The following is a 16,959-nucleotide window of genomic DNA, read 5'->3' as shown; positions in this document are numbered from 1 at the left end:
GAAAAAACTCCTTATTTCATCTATTATTTATACGATTTAAATACTAATACTGCGTTATGACCACCGAATCCTAGTGAATTACTTAACACTGCGTTTACTTCTTGATGTCTCGCATTATTCGGTACATAATCTAAATCACACTCTGGATCTGGTGTTTCATAGTTAATTGTTGGAGGAATTACTCCGTCTGTAATTGATTTAATAGAGAAGATCGCTTCAACAGCACCAGCTGCTCCTAATAAGTGACCTGTCATTGATTTCGTTGAACTGATCGCTACTTTATACGCGTGCTCACCGAACGTTTCTTTAATTGCCATCGTTTCATACTTTTCATTCGCATCCGTACTTGTACCGTGCGCATTAATGTAATCAATATCTTCTGGCTGTAGACCTGCATCGGCTAAAGCTTGACGCATTGCACGCACGCCGCCTTCACCGCCAGGAGCCGGCATTGTAATATGGAATGCATCACCAGTTGCACCGTAACCAGCAATTTCCGCATAAATGTGAGCACCACGAGCTAATGCGTGCTCTAATTCTTCAAGAATTAAAATACCTGAACCTTCACCCATTACGAAACCACTACGGTTTTTATCGAATGGACGACAAGCTGTTGCTGGATCTTCATTAAATGTTAATGCTTTCGCTGAGCTAAATCCTGCGAATGCCATACTTGTTAACGGCGCCTCTGCCCCGCCCGTAATCATTGCATCAGCATCACCGCGCTGAATCGCTTTAAATGCATCACCAATTGAGTTTGCACCAGATGCACAAGCCGTTACAGAACAAGTGTTAATTCCTTTTGCTCCTGTTGCGATCGATACTTGACCTGCTGCCATATCTGGAATCATCATCGGTACGAAGAATGGGCTCACGCGGCGCGGGCCTTTCTCAGTAAAAATCTTAAATTGTTCTTCGTATGTTTCCATACCGCCAATACCAGAACCAATCCATACACCAATTCGCGGTCCGTTTTCTTCTGTAATTTCAAGCTTTGCATCTGCAACTGCCATTTTCGCTGCTGCTACTGCATATTGTGTAAAGCGATCCATACGGCGTGCTTCTTTTTTATCAATATATTTCTCGACTTCAAAGTCGTTAATTTCTGCTGCTACTTTTGCTGGAAATAGTTCCGGATCAATTCTTGTAAGTCGTCCGATTCCAGATACACCCTTTTTAATGTTTTCCCACGCTGTTTCAACATCTGTACCGACCGGTGTAACAGCTCCTAGTCCTGTAATTACGACCCTCTTTTTTTCCATACAAAATACACTCCTTTTTTTCTCTCAGTCCTTATTTACCCCAACGAAGAGCGACTGCTCCCCATGTTAATCCGCCGCCAAAACCAACAAGTATAATTAAATCACCATCTTGAATACGTCCGTTTTGCAATTCCTCTACCATTGCAATCGGAATGGAAGAAGCTGATGTATTACCGAACTTCTCAATTGTCATACTCATTTTTTCTTGTGGTAAATTTAATCTCTCTCTTGCAGATTCCATAATACGAATATTCGCTTGATGTGGTACTAAGAAATCCACGTCCTCTTTTGTAAGACCAGCTTTATCCAGCACGCGAAGACAAGATTCACCAAGTTGACGAACAGCAAATTTAAAGACTTCTCTGCCATTCATCATAACATACTCGTCTTGATAAAGATGCTTACCGCCACTTCCATCTGCTCCTAATTCGAAAGATAGAACACCTCTTCCTTCTGAAACAGCCCCCATTACGATAGCACCGGCTCCGTCTCCGAATAGTACTGCTGTATTGCGATCGTTCCAGTCTACAATTTTAGATAGTTTATCACTACCAACTACTAATACATTTTTATAAGTTCCCGTTTGAATAAATTGCTGCGCTGTAATCATTCCGTACATAAAACCAGCACATGCTGCACCTACATCCATTGCAGCTGCATGTTTCGCTCCAATCGCTTCTTGAATGACACAAGCTACCGCTGGAAACGCGCGATCTGGTGTTACTGTCGCCACTAAAATAAGATCGATTTCCTCTCCGCTCACCCCTGCATCTTCAAGTGCTTTTTTAGCAGCCTCTACGGCCATATATGAAGTATCTATTGTATCATCGGCAATGCGTCTTTCTGCAATTCCCGTTCTCGTACGTATCCATTCATCGGATGTATCCATTATTTTCTCTAAATCGTGATTTGTGACTACTTTTTCTGGCACATATCTTCCGATCCCTAAAATGCCCACGTTCACATCGCAGCCCTCCGTTTTATATCAATTATTATGACTTGGTACTAATTTTAAAACATAAATGTATTTTTGTCTAGAATATATTTCGGCAAAAACATAAAGCGAGCGCATTATTCACCTTATTGTTTATGAAAAGAAACAGAAACATACCTTTCCCTGTTTCTTTCGAAATATAAAAAAGCCCGAACCACTTCTATCCACGGTTCGGGCCTCTCTTCCATCTAAAAAGATGCTTTTTATTCTTTTTCTGCTTCCCTTCTAAACTAGAGAGCTCTCCTCACTACTTTTTCTTTATCCTCTTCATATCTCTGGTTTTTCCCCAGGCGAGAATAAAAAAGGCCCTGACCGCTTCTATCCACGGTTCGGGCCTCTCTTCCATCTAAAAAGATGCTTTTTTATTCTTTTTATTCTTTTTCTGCTTTCCCAAGCTCATATGCTTCGTTCATAACTTTCATCAATAACTCTAATACTGGTTGTGCTTTTTCCATATCAAGCGCAATTCCATTATCATCCAAAATGGCCTTTGCTTCTGGTAAATGCTTCATTGCGATTTGTAAAAATTGCATGCTTTTTTCATTCATATTACGTTCTTCCTCTCCATTAAAACTTTCACATACATAGTGTAACACGCTCGCTATCCTTCGTATAACTCTTTATATTTTTTCATATGCGCTAATTGTTTATTTAAACCGTATTCTAACGGCGTGTTTCTTTTTATCGAAATCACCTCTACAGCTGCATCTCTTTCTTCCTCATCCTCTTTATTTACTTTATCCTCTGCACGTAAAAGATTCATACCTTTTTTCCATAATGATTTTTTGCCACTAAGTAAATTGTATATACCGAGATGCCCTTCGTTCATTCCATTTTCCCATAAGTATTCACATACATCTTCAACGTACAGTAGATCCCTTCCGTTTTCCTCACTCGCATAATGGCACTCTTTCTCACCCAGTTCTGATAACATGAGCTGATGATACATCATAAAAGATGGTTGCCATGGCCCATATAATGTAGGAACTCGAAATACACTATATTGTACCTCTCCTTTTTTCAAACCTTCTTCTACTTTCGAAAATAGACGTTTATTTTCGGATTCATCTGCGTTTCCTACTTCAATAGAAGAAATTAGATTTAACTTCACTTTATGTTCTTCACATAGTCTTACAATTCGCTTTAAATACTGTAATATAACTCTTTCATTCCGAAAGCCACTTTGTTGATTTGGTTCATACAAGCAAAAGTAAACTGTATCGAACTTCTCTCCTTCTACTGATCTCCATCCATCCTCATCTCTTATCGAGTAATACGTAAATAACGCATTTCGCCCAATTAACAATAACTTTTCTTCATTAATTTTTGTCATACTCTCGAATTCATCAAAATCAAGACCGTACACTTCTACTTCTTCTGCAATCATTTTATTCACAAGGTGATAACCTACAAACGTAAGTGCACCTATAATTAGCACGCGTTCCATACCACCAACCCTTTCTCCTTGAAACAAATAGCTCCTCATTTATGTATATGGGAGCCTCACAATTCTTCTTCATATTTTTTAAAGAAATCAGTCGTTTGCCTAACCATTTTATATTTCACATCTTGCAGATGGAATAAGACAGAAGTATCACATTGATTGAATTGCCTCATTTTCTCGTATTTACGTAACAACTGTTTTCTTCCTCTTTTTTCTTGTGTTGATACGAAAACTTTAACAGGTACACAAGATGGAAGAAGCGTAAATGATTTCTTATTTATTTTTGATTCTAATTCTGATTCTTTGGAATCATACGCCAAACATAATTCCTTCAAGAGTCTCTTGTAAAAAAACTTATGCTCTTTCTCAAACTCCACATATTCCGGTAAATCTAAACACGGATTTAACATAATGACAGAGCGTATACATTCAGGGTATTTGTTCATCATTTCAAGTGCTACAAGTGCACCCATCCCATCCGCCATAATGTGCATTTTCGCATTCAATGTCTCTTTTCTCAACACAACATCATATAAGCGTTTTGCTAGACGAACAGATTGGTCGTTTCCCCAATGTCTTCCGTATAAATTAGAAGAAAAGACCGTGTAGCCTTCCTCAATAAGGCCATGTAAAAAATAAGATCTACCCGCATGCTGTGTCCATAAACTTGTACCATTCTCAATAAAGTAGTTGTAATCACCAAGAAGCATTACAGAAAATCCGTTTGGCTTCTCCGGTAAATAAATGACACATGGTTCTTTTTCTAAGTAAAAAAAACGTTCCGTAATACTCATTTTTCCCCCGCCTTATTTTCTAAACGTATAAAAGTACTCTTTTATACTGTATGAACGGAATGCAAATTTGCGTTGAAAAATCTACAAATATTTTTCTATATTCTTTTTTCAATTGTGTTACAATAAGGACAGATTGAACGAATAGAGGTGTAAAATATGCGTTTCATTTGGGCATTAATTTGGTCGTTCTTGCTTGTACATATGATGAGCTACGTAATCGGCTCTATGACTGGCGGTACATACGATTTTAACCAAGCGTCTATTTTCTCAGTTGTTCTTGCGGTATTAGTACTAGCAATTTCAGCTGCAATTCCAAACGAGCCAGTAGAACAACACTAAAAAAAGAGTCCGGATTTTATCCGAACTCTTTTTTTATTTCACATGAACGACTAATTCGTTATTTTCTACATCCACAACTACGTGACTGTTATCAGTAATCGTTCCTGCAATTAATTCTCTCGCTAATTTCGTCTCAACTTGACGCTGTACATATCGTTTTAATGGACGAGCTCCGTACATCGGATCAAAGCCAGCTTCTACAACAAATTCTTTCGCTGCGTCTGTTAATTCTACTGTAATATGACGGTCAGCTAAACGACCTTGTAATTCTTTTACAATTTTATCAACAATACCTTTAATTTCATTCGTTGTAAGAGGTTTGAATAAAATAATTTCGTCGACACGGTTTAAAAACTCTGGTCGGAAATGTCCTCTTAATTGTCCCATCACAAGTTCTCTTGATTCCTCTTTAATTGATCCATCTGCTTCTAAACCATCTAATAAATGAGCAGATCCAATATTTGAAGTCATAATAATAACTGTGTTTTTAAAGTCTACTGTACGTCCTTGCGAATCTGTAATGCGTCCGTCATCTAACATTTGTAATAAAATGTTGAATACTTCTGGATGTGCTTTTTCGATTTCGTCTAATAAAATAACGGAATACGGTTTACGTCTTACTGCTTCTGTTAATTGACCGCCCTCTTCATATCCAACATATCCAGGAGGCGCACCAATTAAGCGTGACACAGCGTGTTTCTCCATATACTCAGACATATCGATACGAATCATTTGCTCTTCACTATCGAATAAAGACTGCGCTAAAGTTTTTGCAAGTTCTGTTTTACCAACACCAGTCGGTCCTAAGAAGATGAAGGAACCAATTGGACGGTTCGGGTCTTTAATACCAGCGCGCGCACGAAGAACTGCGTCTGATACTAAGCTTACCGCTTCCTCTTGTCCGATGACACGTTCTGATAAAATTTGCTCTAAGCGTAGTAATTTCTCACGTTCACCTTCAACGAGTTTTGCAACAGGAATACCAGTCCAGCGTGAAACAATATCAGCAATTTCTTCTTCACTTACTTCCTCACGTAATAAACGATTTTCTTGTTTATTATGTGCGCCCATTTCTTCTGCTTCTTTTAACTCTTTTTCAATTGCAGGAATTTTTCCGTGGCGAAGTTCCGCTGCTTTATTTAAATCGTAATTCCCTTCTGCTTCTTCTAATTCGCGGCGCAGACGCTCTAAATGTTCACGTAAGTCACGTACTTTGTGAATATCTTCTTTTTCTTTCTCCCATTTCGCTCTCATACCACTTGCAACTTCTTTTAAATCCGATAATTCACGTTGCAACGTTTTTAGACGTTCTTGGCTACCGAAGTCCTTCTCTTTTCCAAGAGCTGCTTCTTCAATTTCCAGCTGCATAATGCGGCGCGTTACTTCATCTAATTCTGTTGGCATAGAATCAATCTCTGTTCGAATCGTTGCACACGCTTCGTCAACAAGATCAATTGCTTTATCTGGTAAGAAACGATCCGAAATATATCGATCTGATAAAACAGATGCTGCTACAATCGCGCGGTCATGAATATTTACACCGTGATAAATTTCAAAACGCTCTTTTAAACCACGTAAAATGGAAATTGTATCTTCAACAGTTGGTTCTTCTGCTAATACTTGTTGGAAACGTCTTTCTAACGCTGGATCTTTCTCAATATATTTACGATATTCATCGAGCGTCGTCGCTCCGATACAATGCAGTTCACCGCGAGCAAGCATCGGTTTTAACATATTTCCTGCGTCCATCGCACCTTCTGTTTTACCAGCGCCGACGATTGTATGAAGTTCATCAATGAATAATAAAATGCGGCCTTCACTCTTTTTAATTTCATTTAATACAGCTTGCAGACGCTCTTCAAATTCACCACGGAATTTCGCTCCAGCTACAAGCGCACTCATATCTAATGCAAAGATTGTTCTATCTTTTAATCCTTCAGGCACATCCTTCTTCACAATACGCTGTGCTAATCCTTCAACGATCGCTGTTTTACCAACACCTGGCTCACCAATTAAAACCGGGTTGTTTTTCGTTTTACGTGAAAGAATGCGGATTACACGGCGAATTTCACTATCGCGGCCGATAACAGGGTCAATTTTCCCCGCTCTTACTTCCGCCACTAAATCACGGCCATATTTTTCTAACGCTTCATAAGTTGCTTCTGGATTTTGACTAGTCACTCTTTGATTCCCCCGAACTGTCATTAAAGACTGTAATAAGTTATCTTTCGTAATATGAAATCTTGTGAATAATTGATTGATATCGCCTTTTTCTTCAGAAAAAGCAAGCAATACATGCTCGACTGAAATGTAGTCATCTTGCAATTTTTCTGCTTCTTTTCCGGCTCTTACAAGTAGTTGTTGCAGAGCACCTGTTATATATAATTTACCTGCTTCTGCACCGCTTCCCGTTACAGAGGGCTTTTTCTTAATTAAACTTTCAGCACCTTGTTTTAACGCTTCTATATCGACATTCATTTTTTGAAAAATACGTACTGCTAACCCATCTTGCTCTTCTAATAATGTAAACAAGAGATGAACAGTATCTACTTCTTGATGATGATGAGACACCGCTAAAGATTGGGCACTCATAATCGCCTCTTGTGTTTTCGTTGTCATTTGATTTAAGTCCATCTTTACAGTCCTCCAAATGTTTGACTTTCTTTGACCTTTGATTTGATTATACGCCAACTGACTTTTTTATACAATAATTTTGCTTATGTATTTTCAAACTTATTATTGGAAAAAGAAAAAGGGAAAATTCATTATGCTACTTAAAAAATTACGGTAAATGAAATTATAATGTGTAACGACAAAAAGCCGCAATAACGATTGCGGCTTCTGTTACGGTTTTCTTTTATATGTCCACTGGCGATTATGATTCGTGTTATCTGGAAACTTTTCACCAGCAGTTAGTTTTACCATTTGCGGATCTTTTACCATACTTCCCGTTTCACCAATTTCTACGTAAATGCCATCATTCGGCGCTTTTTGTCCAGAACGAAACCTGCGATTTTGTCCCATTTCCATTCTCCTTCCATGACGTCTTTGCCTCATTAGTATATCCATTTTAAAAGAAAGCTTGTCTGTCATGTTTAGGAAACAAGTACTATATTTCATCCTTGTACATATACATGAATGACACAAGCTTAGGAAGGGATTTCTTTCCTATTTGTAGAAAAAAAAGAAACCAACCTACTATAGGCCAGTTTCAAAGGAGAGTCAAACATATACGAGAAGATTACATGTTCATTATAAGCCTCATCATACGAGTAATGTAACCCTTTTCACAATTTGTCCATAATGAAAGAAACATTGTTTGAACTTTCTAAAAAGATGTTGACTTTTCTTGATTTCCAGCGAGAAATAGTAGACACCGCAGCACTTTGCGACGTAAGATGGATATATAGTGAACTTTCCATCTTTGGTGGTCTCACCCAGTCTAACCTCTTATTTCTGCATATTAAAAACGGAAATACAGATAGATACAAAAAAATTATTATAAGAGGTGAAATTATGAACAAACAACATTTAATCGCATTAGACTTAGACGGCACTTTATTAACAGACAACAAAATAATTTCCACTCGCACAAAACATACAATTGCAAAGGCAAAGGAACAAGGACATATCGTTGTTATTTCAACAGGACGTCCATTCCGCGCTAGTTATGATTACTATAAAGAACTTGGTCTAAATACACCAATCGTAAACTTTAATGGCGCATACGTACATCATCCTCTTGATTCAAAGTGGGGCACACATCACTCTCCTCTTGAGCTAGCAACAGCGCAAGAAATTGTCCGAGCTTGCTTTGATTTTGGCGTAAAAAATATATACGCTGAAGTAATGGACGATGTGTACGTTCGTGAAATTGATGAAGATAAAAAACATATTTTCGAATTCGGTTCTCCAAATATTTTTACAGGAGACTTATTAAATATTTTAAACGATCATCCAACTTGCTTATTAATTGACGCACATGACGAGCATTCTACTGCAATTCGTCAACATTTAACTGATATGCATGCTGAAGTAATCGACCATAGAAAATGGGGCGCACCTTGGCCGATTATTGAAATTGTAAAAAGCGGATTAAATAAAGCTGTCGGATTACAAAAAATTTCAAGTCATTACAACATTCCACAAGAGCGAATTATCGCTTTCGGTGACGAGGATAACGACTTTGAAATGATTGAATTTGCTGGTCACGGCATCGCAATGGGAAATGCTATCCCTGAATTAAAATCACTCGCAAACCATACGACGTTAACGAACGAGGAAGACGGTATTGCACTATATTTAGAAGAGGTTCTTGGATTGTAATCTAAAAATTCCCTGCTTATAGTTTCTCGCCAAACGCTCATACTATCATTAGACGCATAAGTCAGCGCGTCGATTGTTTTCAGCTAAATAAAGGGGGTTTTTCGAATGGGTAAAAAGAACAAATCAAAACGTTTTATCCAACAAGGAGCCGATGCTGTTATGAAGCATGATGCAAGATTCCCGTACAGAGGTACATTAGCTGAGGCAGAAAAAACGAGAAGTAACTCTTCTTTTGGAGGGGTCTAAATGGGGAACTTACTATTCCAACAAGCTAGAGATGCTGTTGCAAATGCCGTATCTTGTTCAAGCGGCGCTGAGCAACAAGATCTCGTATATAGAGCAAAAAACGCGTTGCATTCTGCTTATGCAAACTCTTCAACAGCTGAAAAAGTTCAGCTACGCGAAATGCAAGAGCAGTTGCAAAATATTACGAATTTGCATTAAAAAAGAGGACCGGCTTTGGTCCTCTTTAATCTTTTCGAAACAATCCAAACACCCCAACCGTCTGCAGTACGTTTGTAAATGCCCCTGGGTCCACTTGTTTAATAACCCTCTCTAATTCATATAGCTCGTAACGGGTAATAACAATCATTAACATTTCCTTATTTTCATTCGTATAAGCACCTGTTGCCGGTATAGTTGTAATCCCCCTCACTAAGCGTGAGTGAATCGCCTTTCGTACATCCCCCCCATTCTTCGTAACGATTAAAGCTGTAATCTTCACATGACGCGTATGGATCGCATCGATGATTCGCGTTGACACATACAAAGTTACCAAAGTATACAATGCTTTTTCCCACCCATACACATAGCCAGCAGCGATAATAATCAGTGCATTAAAGAAGAAAAAATACGTACCGACAGGCTTATCTTTAATCTTTGATAAAATCATGGCGATAATATCTAAACCACCTGTAGAAGCCCCCCACTTCAACGCAATACCTACACCTATTGCCGAAATAATCCCTCCAAAAATCGCATTTAATATGATGTCATTCGAAACTGCTCTAACCGGGATAATTTCTAGAAACAAAGTCATAAATATAACGCAAAGAAAACTAAAGAAAGTAAAGGCCTTTCCAACCTTTTTCCATGCTAAAATAACGACAGGAATATTAAATAAGCTAAACAATACCCCTGTTGATATATGAATGGATAAAAAGTCCCCTAATATTTGTGATAACAATTGAGATAATCCAGCAAATCCACTCGCATATACTTTCGCTGGCGTTAAAAATAAATTCATTCCAATCGCATTTAACAAACCTGCAACAATTACAACGATTAACTTCTTTATAAGTTCGGCATAATTCAACTTCAAATCCATTTCTAATCCACCCTTATTATTCATGAATGCACTGCTATACATAGTCTTTACGAAAAAGGAAATGATAAACGTACAACGTTTAGAAATGGAGTTGATACATATGCCACATACGAGTGACAACGATAAAAAAGCACGCGATAATAATGCAAAACGCGCACAAAAAAATGAGCAAGAACAAAAAAATATTCAGCAAGGTAAGCGTGCCTATTCTAAAAAGACCGATCACCTTTGATTCCATCGTACATCAACAATATTGTTGATGTACTTTTTTTACATTTCACAGGAAAAAACATTAAAAATTCACTTCATGTTCACTTCTATATTCTACAATAGCGATAACATATTCGGATGAGGTGTTGGCATGAGAGGAAAACACATTTTCATTATTACTGCACTACTAAGTATATTAATGCTATCTGCTTGTGGACAAAAAAACGACTCAGACACAGTCGCTACAGCAACAGACTCAACCATTACGAAGGGCGACTTCGAAAAACAGTTGAAAGATCGTTACGGAAAAGACATGCTATACGAAATGATGGCGCAAGACGTTATTACAAAAAAATATAAAGTATCTGACGATGATGTAGATAAAGAAGTAGAAAAAGCGAAAAATCAATACGGAGACCAATTTAAAAACGTATTGAAAAACAACGGTTTAAAAGATGAGGCTGATTTCAAAAATCAAATTAAGTTCAGACTTGCTATGAATGAAGCAATTAAGAAAAGCATTACAGAAAAAGACGTGAAAGATCACTATAAACCAGAAATTAAAGCGAGCCATATTTTAGTAAGCGATGAAAACGAAGCGAAAGAAATAAAGAAAAAATTAGATGCTGGTGCTTCATTTGAAGAATTAGCAAAGCAAGAATCACAAGATTTACTATCAAAAGAAAAAGGCGGAGACCTTGGATACTTCAATTCAGGCAAAATGGCACCTGAATTTGAAACAGCTGCCTACAAACTAAAGGTCGGACAAATTAGCAATCCTGTTACATCACCAAACGGTTATCACATTATTAAATTAACTGATAAAAAAGAGTTAAAACCTTATGATGAAGTGAAAGACTCTATTCGCAAACACTTAGAAGAAGAGCGTCTCGCTGACCCTATATTCAGCAAAAAGCTATTACAAAAAGAATTAAAAAAGGCAAATATTAAAATAAACGATAGTGACTTGGAAGATACGTTTAGTCTTGTACATGAGCAAGGGAATTAAAAAAGCACCACCTTATATTTGAAAAATATAAGGTGGTGCTTTTTATTTCCTTTACTTCTTAAAGTACGTCCAACCTTCTTCTTGGTAAACCTTCTCTTCTTTCATCAACTTACCAAGCGCACGCTTAAACGCAGCTTTACTCATATTGAAACGTTCTTTAATGTCTTCTGGGTAACTCTTATCCCAAAACGGCATTGCTCCGCCTCGTTCTTCCATATATGCATAAATTACTGCAGCATCATCTTCCATTCCCTCTTCTTTACGAGGAAGAAGTGAAATGTTAATTGTACCGTCATCTTTCACGTCAATAATACGACCAGTTACACGTTCACCAATGCGGACTTGTTCTTTTCTTTCCGTATGGTGTAAGAAAGCACGGAAATGCTCATCAGTTAGTATAAATGAACCAACTTGAAGTGAACGATACACACGTCCATTTACGTTTTTATTACGCATAGATGGCGTCGCATCTACGATAATTTCTTGCATATCACTGTCTCTTGCCGGAAGAGCGATAAGGCGATCACGATTCGTTAATTTTAGCGTACAATATAATTCGTCTCCAACTTCTGGCCATACTGGCATATAAATTGGGAACTCATCAGCCGGGATTAGTATATCTTTTGATACACCAATATCAACAAACACACCTAAACTAGGAATAACTTCTACAACCTTTACCCAGTTCCAATCATACGTTGTAATAATTGGCTCTTTCATTGTTGCTGAAATACGATTTTGATGATCAAGGTATAAGAATACATCAATCGTATCGCCTTCTTCAATTTCTCCAGCTACTTCGTTTTTATGTAGGAAAATTTCTTCTTCTTCATTCCCAACCATATATCCGATTTCCGTTTCGCGTAAAACAGTTACCTGTTCAATCGATCCTATTTGTAAATACATATTTTTTAATTCCCTTCTCTATATATAAAGTGAAACTTTAATCAGTGGGGGTTTTGTTCCTTCCCACTGATTATTAGTTGAACCAATCGGGCTTTTACGGGCAGTTGATCTCCCGCCTCCCTTCTTTGCTACAGTCGAATTTTTAGGTGGGAGTCTTACTGCCCGTTAATGCGGGGTAAAATTAACTTTTTTATCTTTTTATCATTCCAAACAAAAGTTAATTATAACACGATTTTTCCTTTATTTGTCCAACTGCCCAAAATTCACTATAATAAAATGAGGTTACATGAATATAAGTATGAAAACACTTAAGTCTAGACTCGTTTTCAGCTATACTTTAGTATGTACAGTACATAAAAAGATTAGAAATTTATTTGGAGGTGCTAACTATGGCAAAAGATAGTTCTTTTGACATCGTTTCGAAAGTAGAATTACCTGAAGTAACAAACGCAATTAATATCGCATTAAAGGAAATCCAAAACCGATATGACTTTAAAGGAAGTAAAAGTGATATTAAATTAGAAAAAGAAGTACTTGTTTTAACTTCTGACGACGAGTTCAAATTAGAACAAGTAAAAGACGTTCTAATTTCTAAACTTGTAAAACGTAACGTTCCAATTAAGAACTTAGATTACGGAAAAGTTGAAGCTGCAACTGGTAACACTGTTCGCCAACGCGCAACACTTCAACAAGGTATCGATAAAGATAACGCGAAAAAAATTAACAACATCATTAAAGAAATGAAATTAAAAGTAAAAACACAAGTACAAGATGACCAAGTACGTGTTACAGCGAAAAGCCGTGATGACTTACAAGCAGTTATCGCTGCAGTTCGCAGTGCTGATTTACCGATTGACGTACAATTCATTAATTACCGCTAAAAAGAAAAACATCCTCTCTGCAGAGGATGTTTTTCTTTTTAACGGTAGGGAAACTCACAATCGGATAGTTTGCATAAAGTGAAACTTTAATCAGTGGGGTTTTCTTCATCCCCACTGATTATTAGCCCTCACCAATCGGACTTTTATGAGCAGTAAGACCCCCACCTAACTTCTTTGCTTTCGCTGAATTTTGAGGTGGGGGGATAAATCAAGGAAGCCCTTTTGAAAATCGGTGCAATCCCCCCTCCCGGCTCAAATGTAACAAATTATGAGTATAAGAATATTTTCCACCCTTTCATGTAATGTACAATGAGTAAGGAATTTGTTTTATGAAAAATATTCATTAAAAAAGAGTTAGAAGTGGTTATTTGAAAAAATTAATACTATGGTTTTTATTAACTACATTCTGTCTACATATTGCAGGATGTTCTAATAATATGACTACACTCAAGGATAAATCTAAAACTTCAACACCAGCGAAGTGCAAACACATCAACAAAGCTTGGTATAAGAAACATATGTAATGCGATAATCGCATCAACTTAATTTTAATACTATATAGACGGAAATATAAATTATTAACAAGGATACAAACTTCAAAAACGATTTTAGAATCAAGTTTATAGAAAATAATAAGATGTTTATAAGCGTAAAACCTACGGGCATTTTCCCTGTAGGTTTTGTTCTATGTATAAGGAATTTTTAAGCATTTATAGATGTTTTTTTAAATATTTTTCTTTAATCCTTTTTATATAATGCTCTTTTTCTGTTAGTTCAAATATAAATAATGCTTTTTTCATGTTATCAACAACATCTTCTTCATTATGTTCTTTAATCCTTAATAAATTCCAGCCCTTTAAATAGTATAGTTCACCTAATAGGTATAACGTGTTTAGATTAATAGCTAATTTGATGCCCTTATCAAGGTATTTCATTGCCTCTTCATGTTGATATGCCTGACCTAAACAGTTCGCTAAATTAAAAATGATTTTTAATTTAATTTCTCTATCTCTAGGAAAATCTAACTTATTAAAGTTAGTTAAACATTTTCTTAATATATCAATACTTTTTTCATATTCTTTATTTTCCGCATAAAATATGGACATTGTCTGCATAATATCTATTTCTCTTTCAGATAAAAAATCAGCATTGGTTAACGTTAGTTTTAATGCATTGTTTAAAAGATCTAGAGCCGTTTTTGTTGATCTATTCACCATAAATATAGCAATTGCTTCATGCCATAGTAGAAATTGTTTATCTTCTTTTGTCTGGAAAGCATTTTCATCTTTTTCTTTTTTTACTATCTCATAAAGTTCTGTATATTGTTTTTGCTTTATGCAATCTCTTATTACACATTTTACATTTTCTACATATTTCAATCTTTTATTTTGAGTTAGTGCAAATATATTATTCGGATCAATACCAAGTCTTTCAGATAGTTGATATAACAATATACTCGATGGAAAAATCATACCTTTTTCTATTTTGCTAATTTGACTTTGTGAACATATTCCATGACACAATTCAGATTGTGATATATTCTTTTTCACTCTAAGTTCTTTAATGGTAATACCCAAATCGTAAAATTCCATTTTTCCTCCTCAAATGTGTAACCCTTAATGAGTATAAGACTATTTTTCATCCTTTAATGTAATGTAAAATTCGTATAGTTGCAATTATTGTTTGCTCTTACAGACTTTTTACTTCTTTGCTCAGCTGCATTTCGAGGTGAGAGTCTTACTTCATAGAAAAACAGACTAGGGAGAAAGTTTTCTCCTTAGCCTGTCCCACCGAGATTTCGCATTTATTAAGAGCAACACCGTATTGCTTTATCAAATGATTTTTTAGGAATGTATACTTTATCATTTTCGATTTTGTATTTTATATCGTTTCTCTTCAGAACTGCCGTATCAACAGAATGAACACTATCTCCCCACCGAACAAATTCCCCATCATCACGGTTGTCCCAAAAATAAAAACTTACGAATACGATAAAAGCACATAAGCATAGAGCGAACCACTTCTTTTTCCGCAAATACCTCACCACCTTAAACTAAAGAAAAACTACTAAAAAACGCTACTCATTTCCGCCTCTTTTTAACCGCAAGTAAAAACGCAATAAACAATACGTTCACACCAACAATTAAAGAGATAAATAGCCAATTCACACCTGTTTCCCCGTTAACTTTATACACATTTGATTCTTCACGCTTTAAAACAAGATAAAAATTTCCGTTTTCTTCTCTTATAATTTCATCCTCTAACAATCCTCGTAACTCTTGTTTTTCGCCAATTGCACTTACAGGTAAAGCAACTTTTTGTGTTTCTTTCGTATTATTAATCGCTACTACTGTCACTTCATCTTTATACTTTCTCTTTAGTACACTCATTCCATCTTTATCGTATAGAAGCTCAAACGTACCTCTACGTAGAGATGGTCTCGATTGTCTAAGCTCACCGAGTTTCGTTATGTGCTGCATAAACTTTTCATCTGATTTGAAATCCATTAATCGTCTATTATCCGGAGTATCCCCTCCATCTAATGCAATTTCAGTTCCGTAATAAAAATTCGGAATACCTGGTGTTGTTAATAAATATGTAAGGGCTAGTTTCAAGCGAGATGGCGGATAATTCATATTCTCTTTTGCAATACGAGCAAATCTTTTCGTATCTTGATTATCTAAAAATGTAGTGGATTCCCTTTCTTTTTTACTCACATCATATAAAGGTTTCACCGATACGTCCGCTTTAGAAAACGCTCCTACCATTTTTTCGTTGTATTCACTATCTTCTTTTGCCATAATACGAAAATCTTTCTTTATCGCTTGCATATCTTTTTGCACGTCATCCCAGAAAGAACGCGACTTTTTTTCACTATGTATTACATAACTTGCATCTAAATCGACTTCTTTGATCCACCATTTCATCGCGTCGATGACTTGTTGTTCGTTCTCTCCAGGCGGAAATTGAAGTACAATTTTCATTCCTTTTGCGTGAGCAGCTTGTACAAGTTCTTTCACATCATTTTCTGTTCCAAAATGTTCATTTACCTTTCGAAAATTGTACACGTCTAATCCATCGTACTTTCCACTTTCAAAAAGCGGTGAAAGCATAACAGTGGTAAATCCCATTTCTTTTATGTAATCCAGTCTTTTTATAATCCCTCTTATATCTCCGCCTTGATACCCTTCTAAATTACCAACTTCTAACTGTTTGTCATTTTTCGGTTCTCCATTATTAAAGCGATCAATCATAATGGAATATATAACTTCGTCTCGCCACTCTCTTTTTTCATCTGCAAACGTATGTATTGGTACAAATAAAACGACAGCTAAACAAAAATAAATGAACAGTTTCCTAGTATGTATTTTCCCCACACGCATCCCCCATGTTTTTTAATTGTAAGAATATTATACCAATTATCCGAACGAATCGCATACGTTGATTTCATTCTTCTCAAATTATCT

At 36.4% G+C, this 16,959-nt stretch carries 19 protein-coding genes; 7 read left to right on the top strand and 12 right to left on the bottom strand.

Annotation, left to right across the window (positions count from 1 at the left end; genetic code table 11):
* Positions 1–23: 23 nt before the first annotated feature.
* The 5 genes from fabF to AC3WVA_RS09955 all read right to left on the bottom strand — a co-directional run bounded on the left by fabF (position 24) and on the right by AC3WVA_RS09955 (position 4,494).
* Entirely contained in the window at positions 24–1,262 is a 1,239-nt protein-coding gene (gene fabF / locus AC3WVA_RS09975; RefSeq protein WP_000412652.1) for a beta-ketoacyl-ACP synthase II, read from the bottom strand.
* 31 nt (positions 1,263–1,293) lie between these two features.
* Entirely contained in the window at positions 1,294–2,226 is a 933-nt protein-coding gene (fabH, locus tag AC3WVA_RS09970) for a beta-ketoacyl-ACP synthase III (RefSeq protein WP_001100534.1), read from the bottom strand.
* A 401-nt stretch (positions 2,227–2,627) separates the two neighbouring features.
* Complete coding sequence (locus tag AC3WVA_RS09965) at positions 2,628–2,804, bottom strand: ComZ family protein (RefSeq protein WP_048527481.1); 177 nt, start codon at positions 2,802–2,804, stop codon at positions 2,628–2,630.
* A gap of 53 nt (positions 2,805–2,857) precedes the next feature.
* On the bottom strand, positions 2,858–3,730 hold the full coding sequence (locus tag AC3WVA_RS09960; protein WP_141539611.1) for an NAD-dependent epimerase/dehydratase family protein: 873 nt from the start codon (positions 3,728–3,730) through the stop codon (positions 2,858–2,860).
* A gap of 29 nt (positions 3,731–3,759) precedes the next feature.
* Positions 3,760–4,494 carry a lipase family protein gene (locus AC3WVA_RS09955; protein WP_098521073.1) on the bottom strand — a complete coding sequence of 245 codons (735 nt, stop codon included), beginning with the start codon at positions 4,492–4,494 and terminating at the stop codon, positions 3,760–3,762.
* A gap of 156 nt (positions 4,495–4,650) precedes the next feature.
* On the opposite strand from AC3WVA_RS09955, the gene AC3WVA_RS09950 reads away from it, so the two are divergent.
* Positions 4,651–4,833 (top strand): YjzD family protein, encoded by a 183-nt coding sequence (locus tag AC3WVA_RS09950; protein WP_001211116.1) that lies wholly within the window; start codon positions 4,651–4,653, stop codon positions 4,831–4,833.
* A gap of 33 nt (positions 4,834–4,866) precedes the next feature.
* On the opposite strand, the gene clpB is transcribed toward AC3WVA_RS09950, so the two are convergent.
* Both clpB and AC3WVA_RS09940 read right to left on the bottom strand, forming a co-directional pair.
* Positions 4,867–7,467: an ATP-dependent chaperone ClpB gene (clpB, locus tag AC3WVA_RS09945; protein WP_098344752.1), complete on the bottom strand. Its 2,601-nt coding sequence runs from the start codon at positions 7,465–7,467 to the stop codon at positions 4,867–4,869.
* 210 nt (positions 7,468–7,677) lie between these two features.
* Complete coding sequence (locus AC3WVA_RS09940; protein ID WP_000531421.1) at positions 7,678–7,857, bottom strand: YjzC family protein; 180 nt, start codon at positions 7,855–7,857, stop codon at positions 7,678–7,680.
* A gap of 492 nt (positions 7,858–8,349) precedes the next feature.
* Between AC3WVA_RS09940 and AC3WVA_RS09935 the strand changes: the two genes are divergently transcribed.
* From AC3WVA_RS09935 to AC3WVA_RS09925, 3 genes are all read left to right on the top strand, one after another.
* A complete protein-coding gene (locus tag AC3WVA_RS09935; protein WP_001041237.1) occupies positions 8,350–9,159 on the top strand; it encodes a Cof-type HAD-IIB family hydrolase in 810 nt (269 codons plus the stop codon).
* Positions 9,160–9,264: 105 nt separating this feature from the next.
* Positions 9,265–9,405 carry a hypothetical protein gene (locus tag AC3WVA_RS09930; protein ID WP_030023925.1) on the top strand — a complete coding sequence of 47 codons (141 nt, stop codon included), beginning with the start codon at positions 9,265–9,267 and terminating at the stop codon, positions 9,403–9,405.
* Complete coding sequence (locus AC3WVA_RS09925) at positions 9,406–9,603, top strand: DUF3813 domain-containing protein (RefSeq protein ID WP_000527393.1); 198 nt, start codon at positions 9,406–9,408, stop codon at positions 9,601–9,603.
* Between the two features lie 25 nt (positions 9,604–9,628).
* Here AC3WVA_RS09925 and AC3WVA_RS09920 read toward each other — a convergent pair whose 3' ends face one another.
* Positions 9,629–10,486: a YitT family protein gene (locus AC3WVA_RS09920; RefSeq protein ID WP_492321880.1), complete on the bottom strand. Its 858-nt coding sequence runs from the start codon at positions 10,484–10,486 to the stop codon at positions 9,629–9,631.
* Between the two features lie 100 nt (positions 10,487–10,586).
* Between AC3WVA_RS09920 and AC3WVA_RS09915 the strand changes: the two genes are divergently transcribed.
* Both AC3WVA_RS09915 and prsA read left to right on the top strand, forming a co-directional pair.
* The gene (locus AC3WVA_RS09915) at positions 10,587–10,718 is read left to right on the top strand and encodes a DUF3941 domain-containing protein (RefSeq protein ID WP_001120847.1); all 132 of its coding nucleotides are present in this window, start codon (positions 10,587–10,589) and stop codon (positions 10,716–10,718) included.
* 129 nt (positions 10,719–10,847) lie between these two features.
* Positions 10,848–11,705 carry a peptidylprolyl isomerase PrsA gene (prsA, locus tag AC3WVA_RS09910; protein WP_048526689.1) on the top strand — a complete coding sequence of 286 codons (858 nt, stop codon included), beginning with the start codon at positions 10,848–10,850 and terminating at the stop codon, positions 11,703–11,705.
* A gap of 51 nt (positions 11,706–11,756) precedes the next feature.
* Here the strand turns inward: prsA and AC3WVA_RS09905 are convergent, their stop codons facing one another.
* Positions 11,757–12,611, bottom strand: a complete 855-nt coding sequence (locus AC3WVA_RS09905; RefSeq protein ID WP_048526688.1) for a CvfB family protein — start codon at positions 12,609–12,611, stop codon at positions 11,757–11,759.
* Between the two features lie 389 nt (positions 12,612–13,000).
* Here AC3WVA_RS09905 and AC3WVA_RS09900 point away from each other — a divergent pair, with 389 nt between their 5' ends.
* Positions 13,001–13,492 carry a YajQ family cyclic di-GMP-binding protein gene (locus AC3WVA_RS09900; RefSeq protein ID WP_001040149.1) on the top strand — a complete coding sequence of 164 codons (492 nt, stop codon included), beginning with the start codon at positions 13,001–13,003 and terminating at the stop codon, positions 13,490–13,492.
* A gap of 710 nt (positions 13,493–14,202) precedes the next feature.
* Here the strand turns inward: AC3WVA_RS09900 and AC3WVA_RS09895 are convergent.
* The 3 genes from AC3WVA_RS09895 to AC3WVA_RS09885 form a co-directional block, all read right to left on the bottom strand.
* Positions 14,203–15,084: a helix-turn-helix domain-containing protein gene (locus AC3WVA_RS09895; RefSeq protein ID WP_087957713.1), complete on the bottom strand. Its 882-nt coding sequence runs from the start codon at positions 15,082–15,084 to the stop codon at positions 14,203–14,205.
* A 215-nt stretch (positions 15,085–15,299) separates the two neighbouring features.
* Positions 15,300–15,527 (bottom strand): hypothetical protein, encoded by a 228-nt coding sequence (locus tag AC3WVA_RS09890; protein ID WP_098344753.1) that lies wholly within the window; start codon positions 15,525–15,527, stop codon positions 15,300–15,302.
* A 46-nt stretch (positions 15,528–15,573) separates the two neighbouring features.
* A complete protein-coding gene (locus AC3WVA_RS09885) occupies positions 15,574–16,875 on the bottom strand; it encodes an alpha-amylase family glycosyl hydrolase (RefSeq protein WP_195756370.1) in 1,302 nt (433 codons plus the stop codon).
* Positions 16,876–16,959 lie beyond the last annotated feature (84 nt).

The organism is Bacillus sp. EB106-04-02-XG92, assembly GCF_058791995.1.
This window is presented reverse-complemented; position numbering and strand designations above follow the sequence as displayed.

Excerpts from the sequence above, each read along its gene's own strand:
- fabF (WP_000412652.1), bottom strand. The coding sequence starts at position 1,262 with ATGGAAAAAAAGAGGGTCGTAATTACAGGACTAGGAGCTGTTACACCG.
- AC3WVA_RS09965 (WP_048527481.1), bottom strand. The coding sequence starts at position 2,804 with ATGAATGAAAAAAGCATGCAATTTTTACAAATCGCAATGAAGCATTTA.
- AC3WVA_RS09955 (WP_098521073.1), bottom strand. The coding sequence starts at position 4,494 with ATGAGTATTACGGAACGTTTTTTTTACTTAGAAAAAGAACCATGTGTC.
- AC3WVA_RS09950 (WP_001211116.1), top strand. The coding sequence starts at position 4,651 with ATGCGTTTCATTTGGGCATTAATTTGGTCGTTCTTGCTTGTACATATG.
- clpB (WP_098344752.1), bottom strand. The coding sequence starts at position 7,467 with ATGGACTTAAATCAAATGACAACGAAAACACAAGAGGCGATTATGAGT.
- AC3WVA_RS09940 (WP_000531421.1), bottom strand. The coding sequence starts at position 7,857 with ATGGGACAAAATCGCAGGTTTCGTTCTGGACAAAAAGCGCCGAATGAT.
- AC3WVA_RS09935 (WP_001041237.1), top strand. The coding sequence starts at position 8,350 with ATGAACAAACAACATTTAATCGCATTAGACTTAGACGGCACTTTATTA.
- AC3WVA_RS09930 (WP_030023925.1), top strand. The coding sequence starts at position 9,265 with ATGGGTAAAAAGAACAAATCAAAACGTTTTATCCAACAAGGAGCCGAT.
- AC3WVA_RS09925 (WP_000527393.1), top strand. The coding sequence starts at position 9,406 with ATGGGGAACTTACTATTCCAACAAGCTAGAGATGCTGTTGCAAATGCC.
- AC3WVA_RS09920 (WP_492321880.1), bottom strand. The coding sequence starts at position 10,486 with ATGGATTTGAAGTTGAATTATGCCGAACTTATAAAGAAGTTAATCGTT.
- AC3WVA_RS09915 (WP_001120847.1), top strand. The coding sequence starts at position 10,587 with ATGCCACATACGAGTGACAACGATAAAAAAGCACGCGATAATAATGCA.
- prsA (WP_048526689.1), top strand. The coding sequence starts at position 10,848 with ATGAGAGGAAAACACATTTTCATTATTACTGCACTACTAAGTATATTA.
- AC3WVA_RS09905 (WP_048526688.1), bottom strand. The coding sequence starts at position 12,611 with ATGTATTTACAAATAGGATCGATTGAACAGGTAACTGTTTTACGCGAA.
- AC3WVA_RS09900 (WP_001040149.1), top strand. The coding sequence starts at position 13,001 with ATGGCAAAAGATAGTTCTTTTGACATCGTTTCGAAAGTAGAATTACCT.
- AC3WVA_RS09895 (WP_087957713.1), bottom strand. The coding sequence starts at position 15,084 with ATGGAATTTTACGATTTGGGTATTACCATTAAAGAACTTAGAGTGAAA.
- AC3WVA_RS09885 (WP_195756370.1), bottom strand. The coding sequence starts at position 16,875 with ATGCGTGTGGGGAAAATACATACTAGGAAACTGTTCATTTATTTTTGT.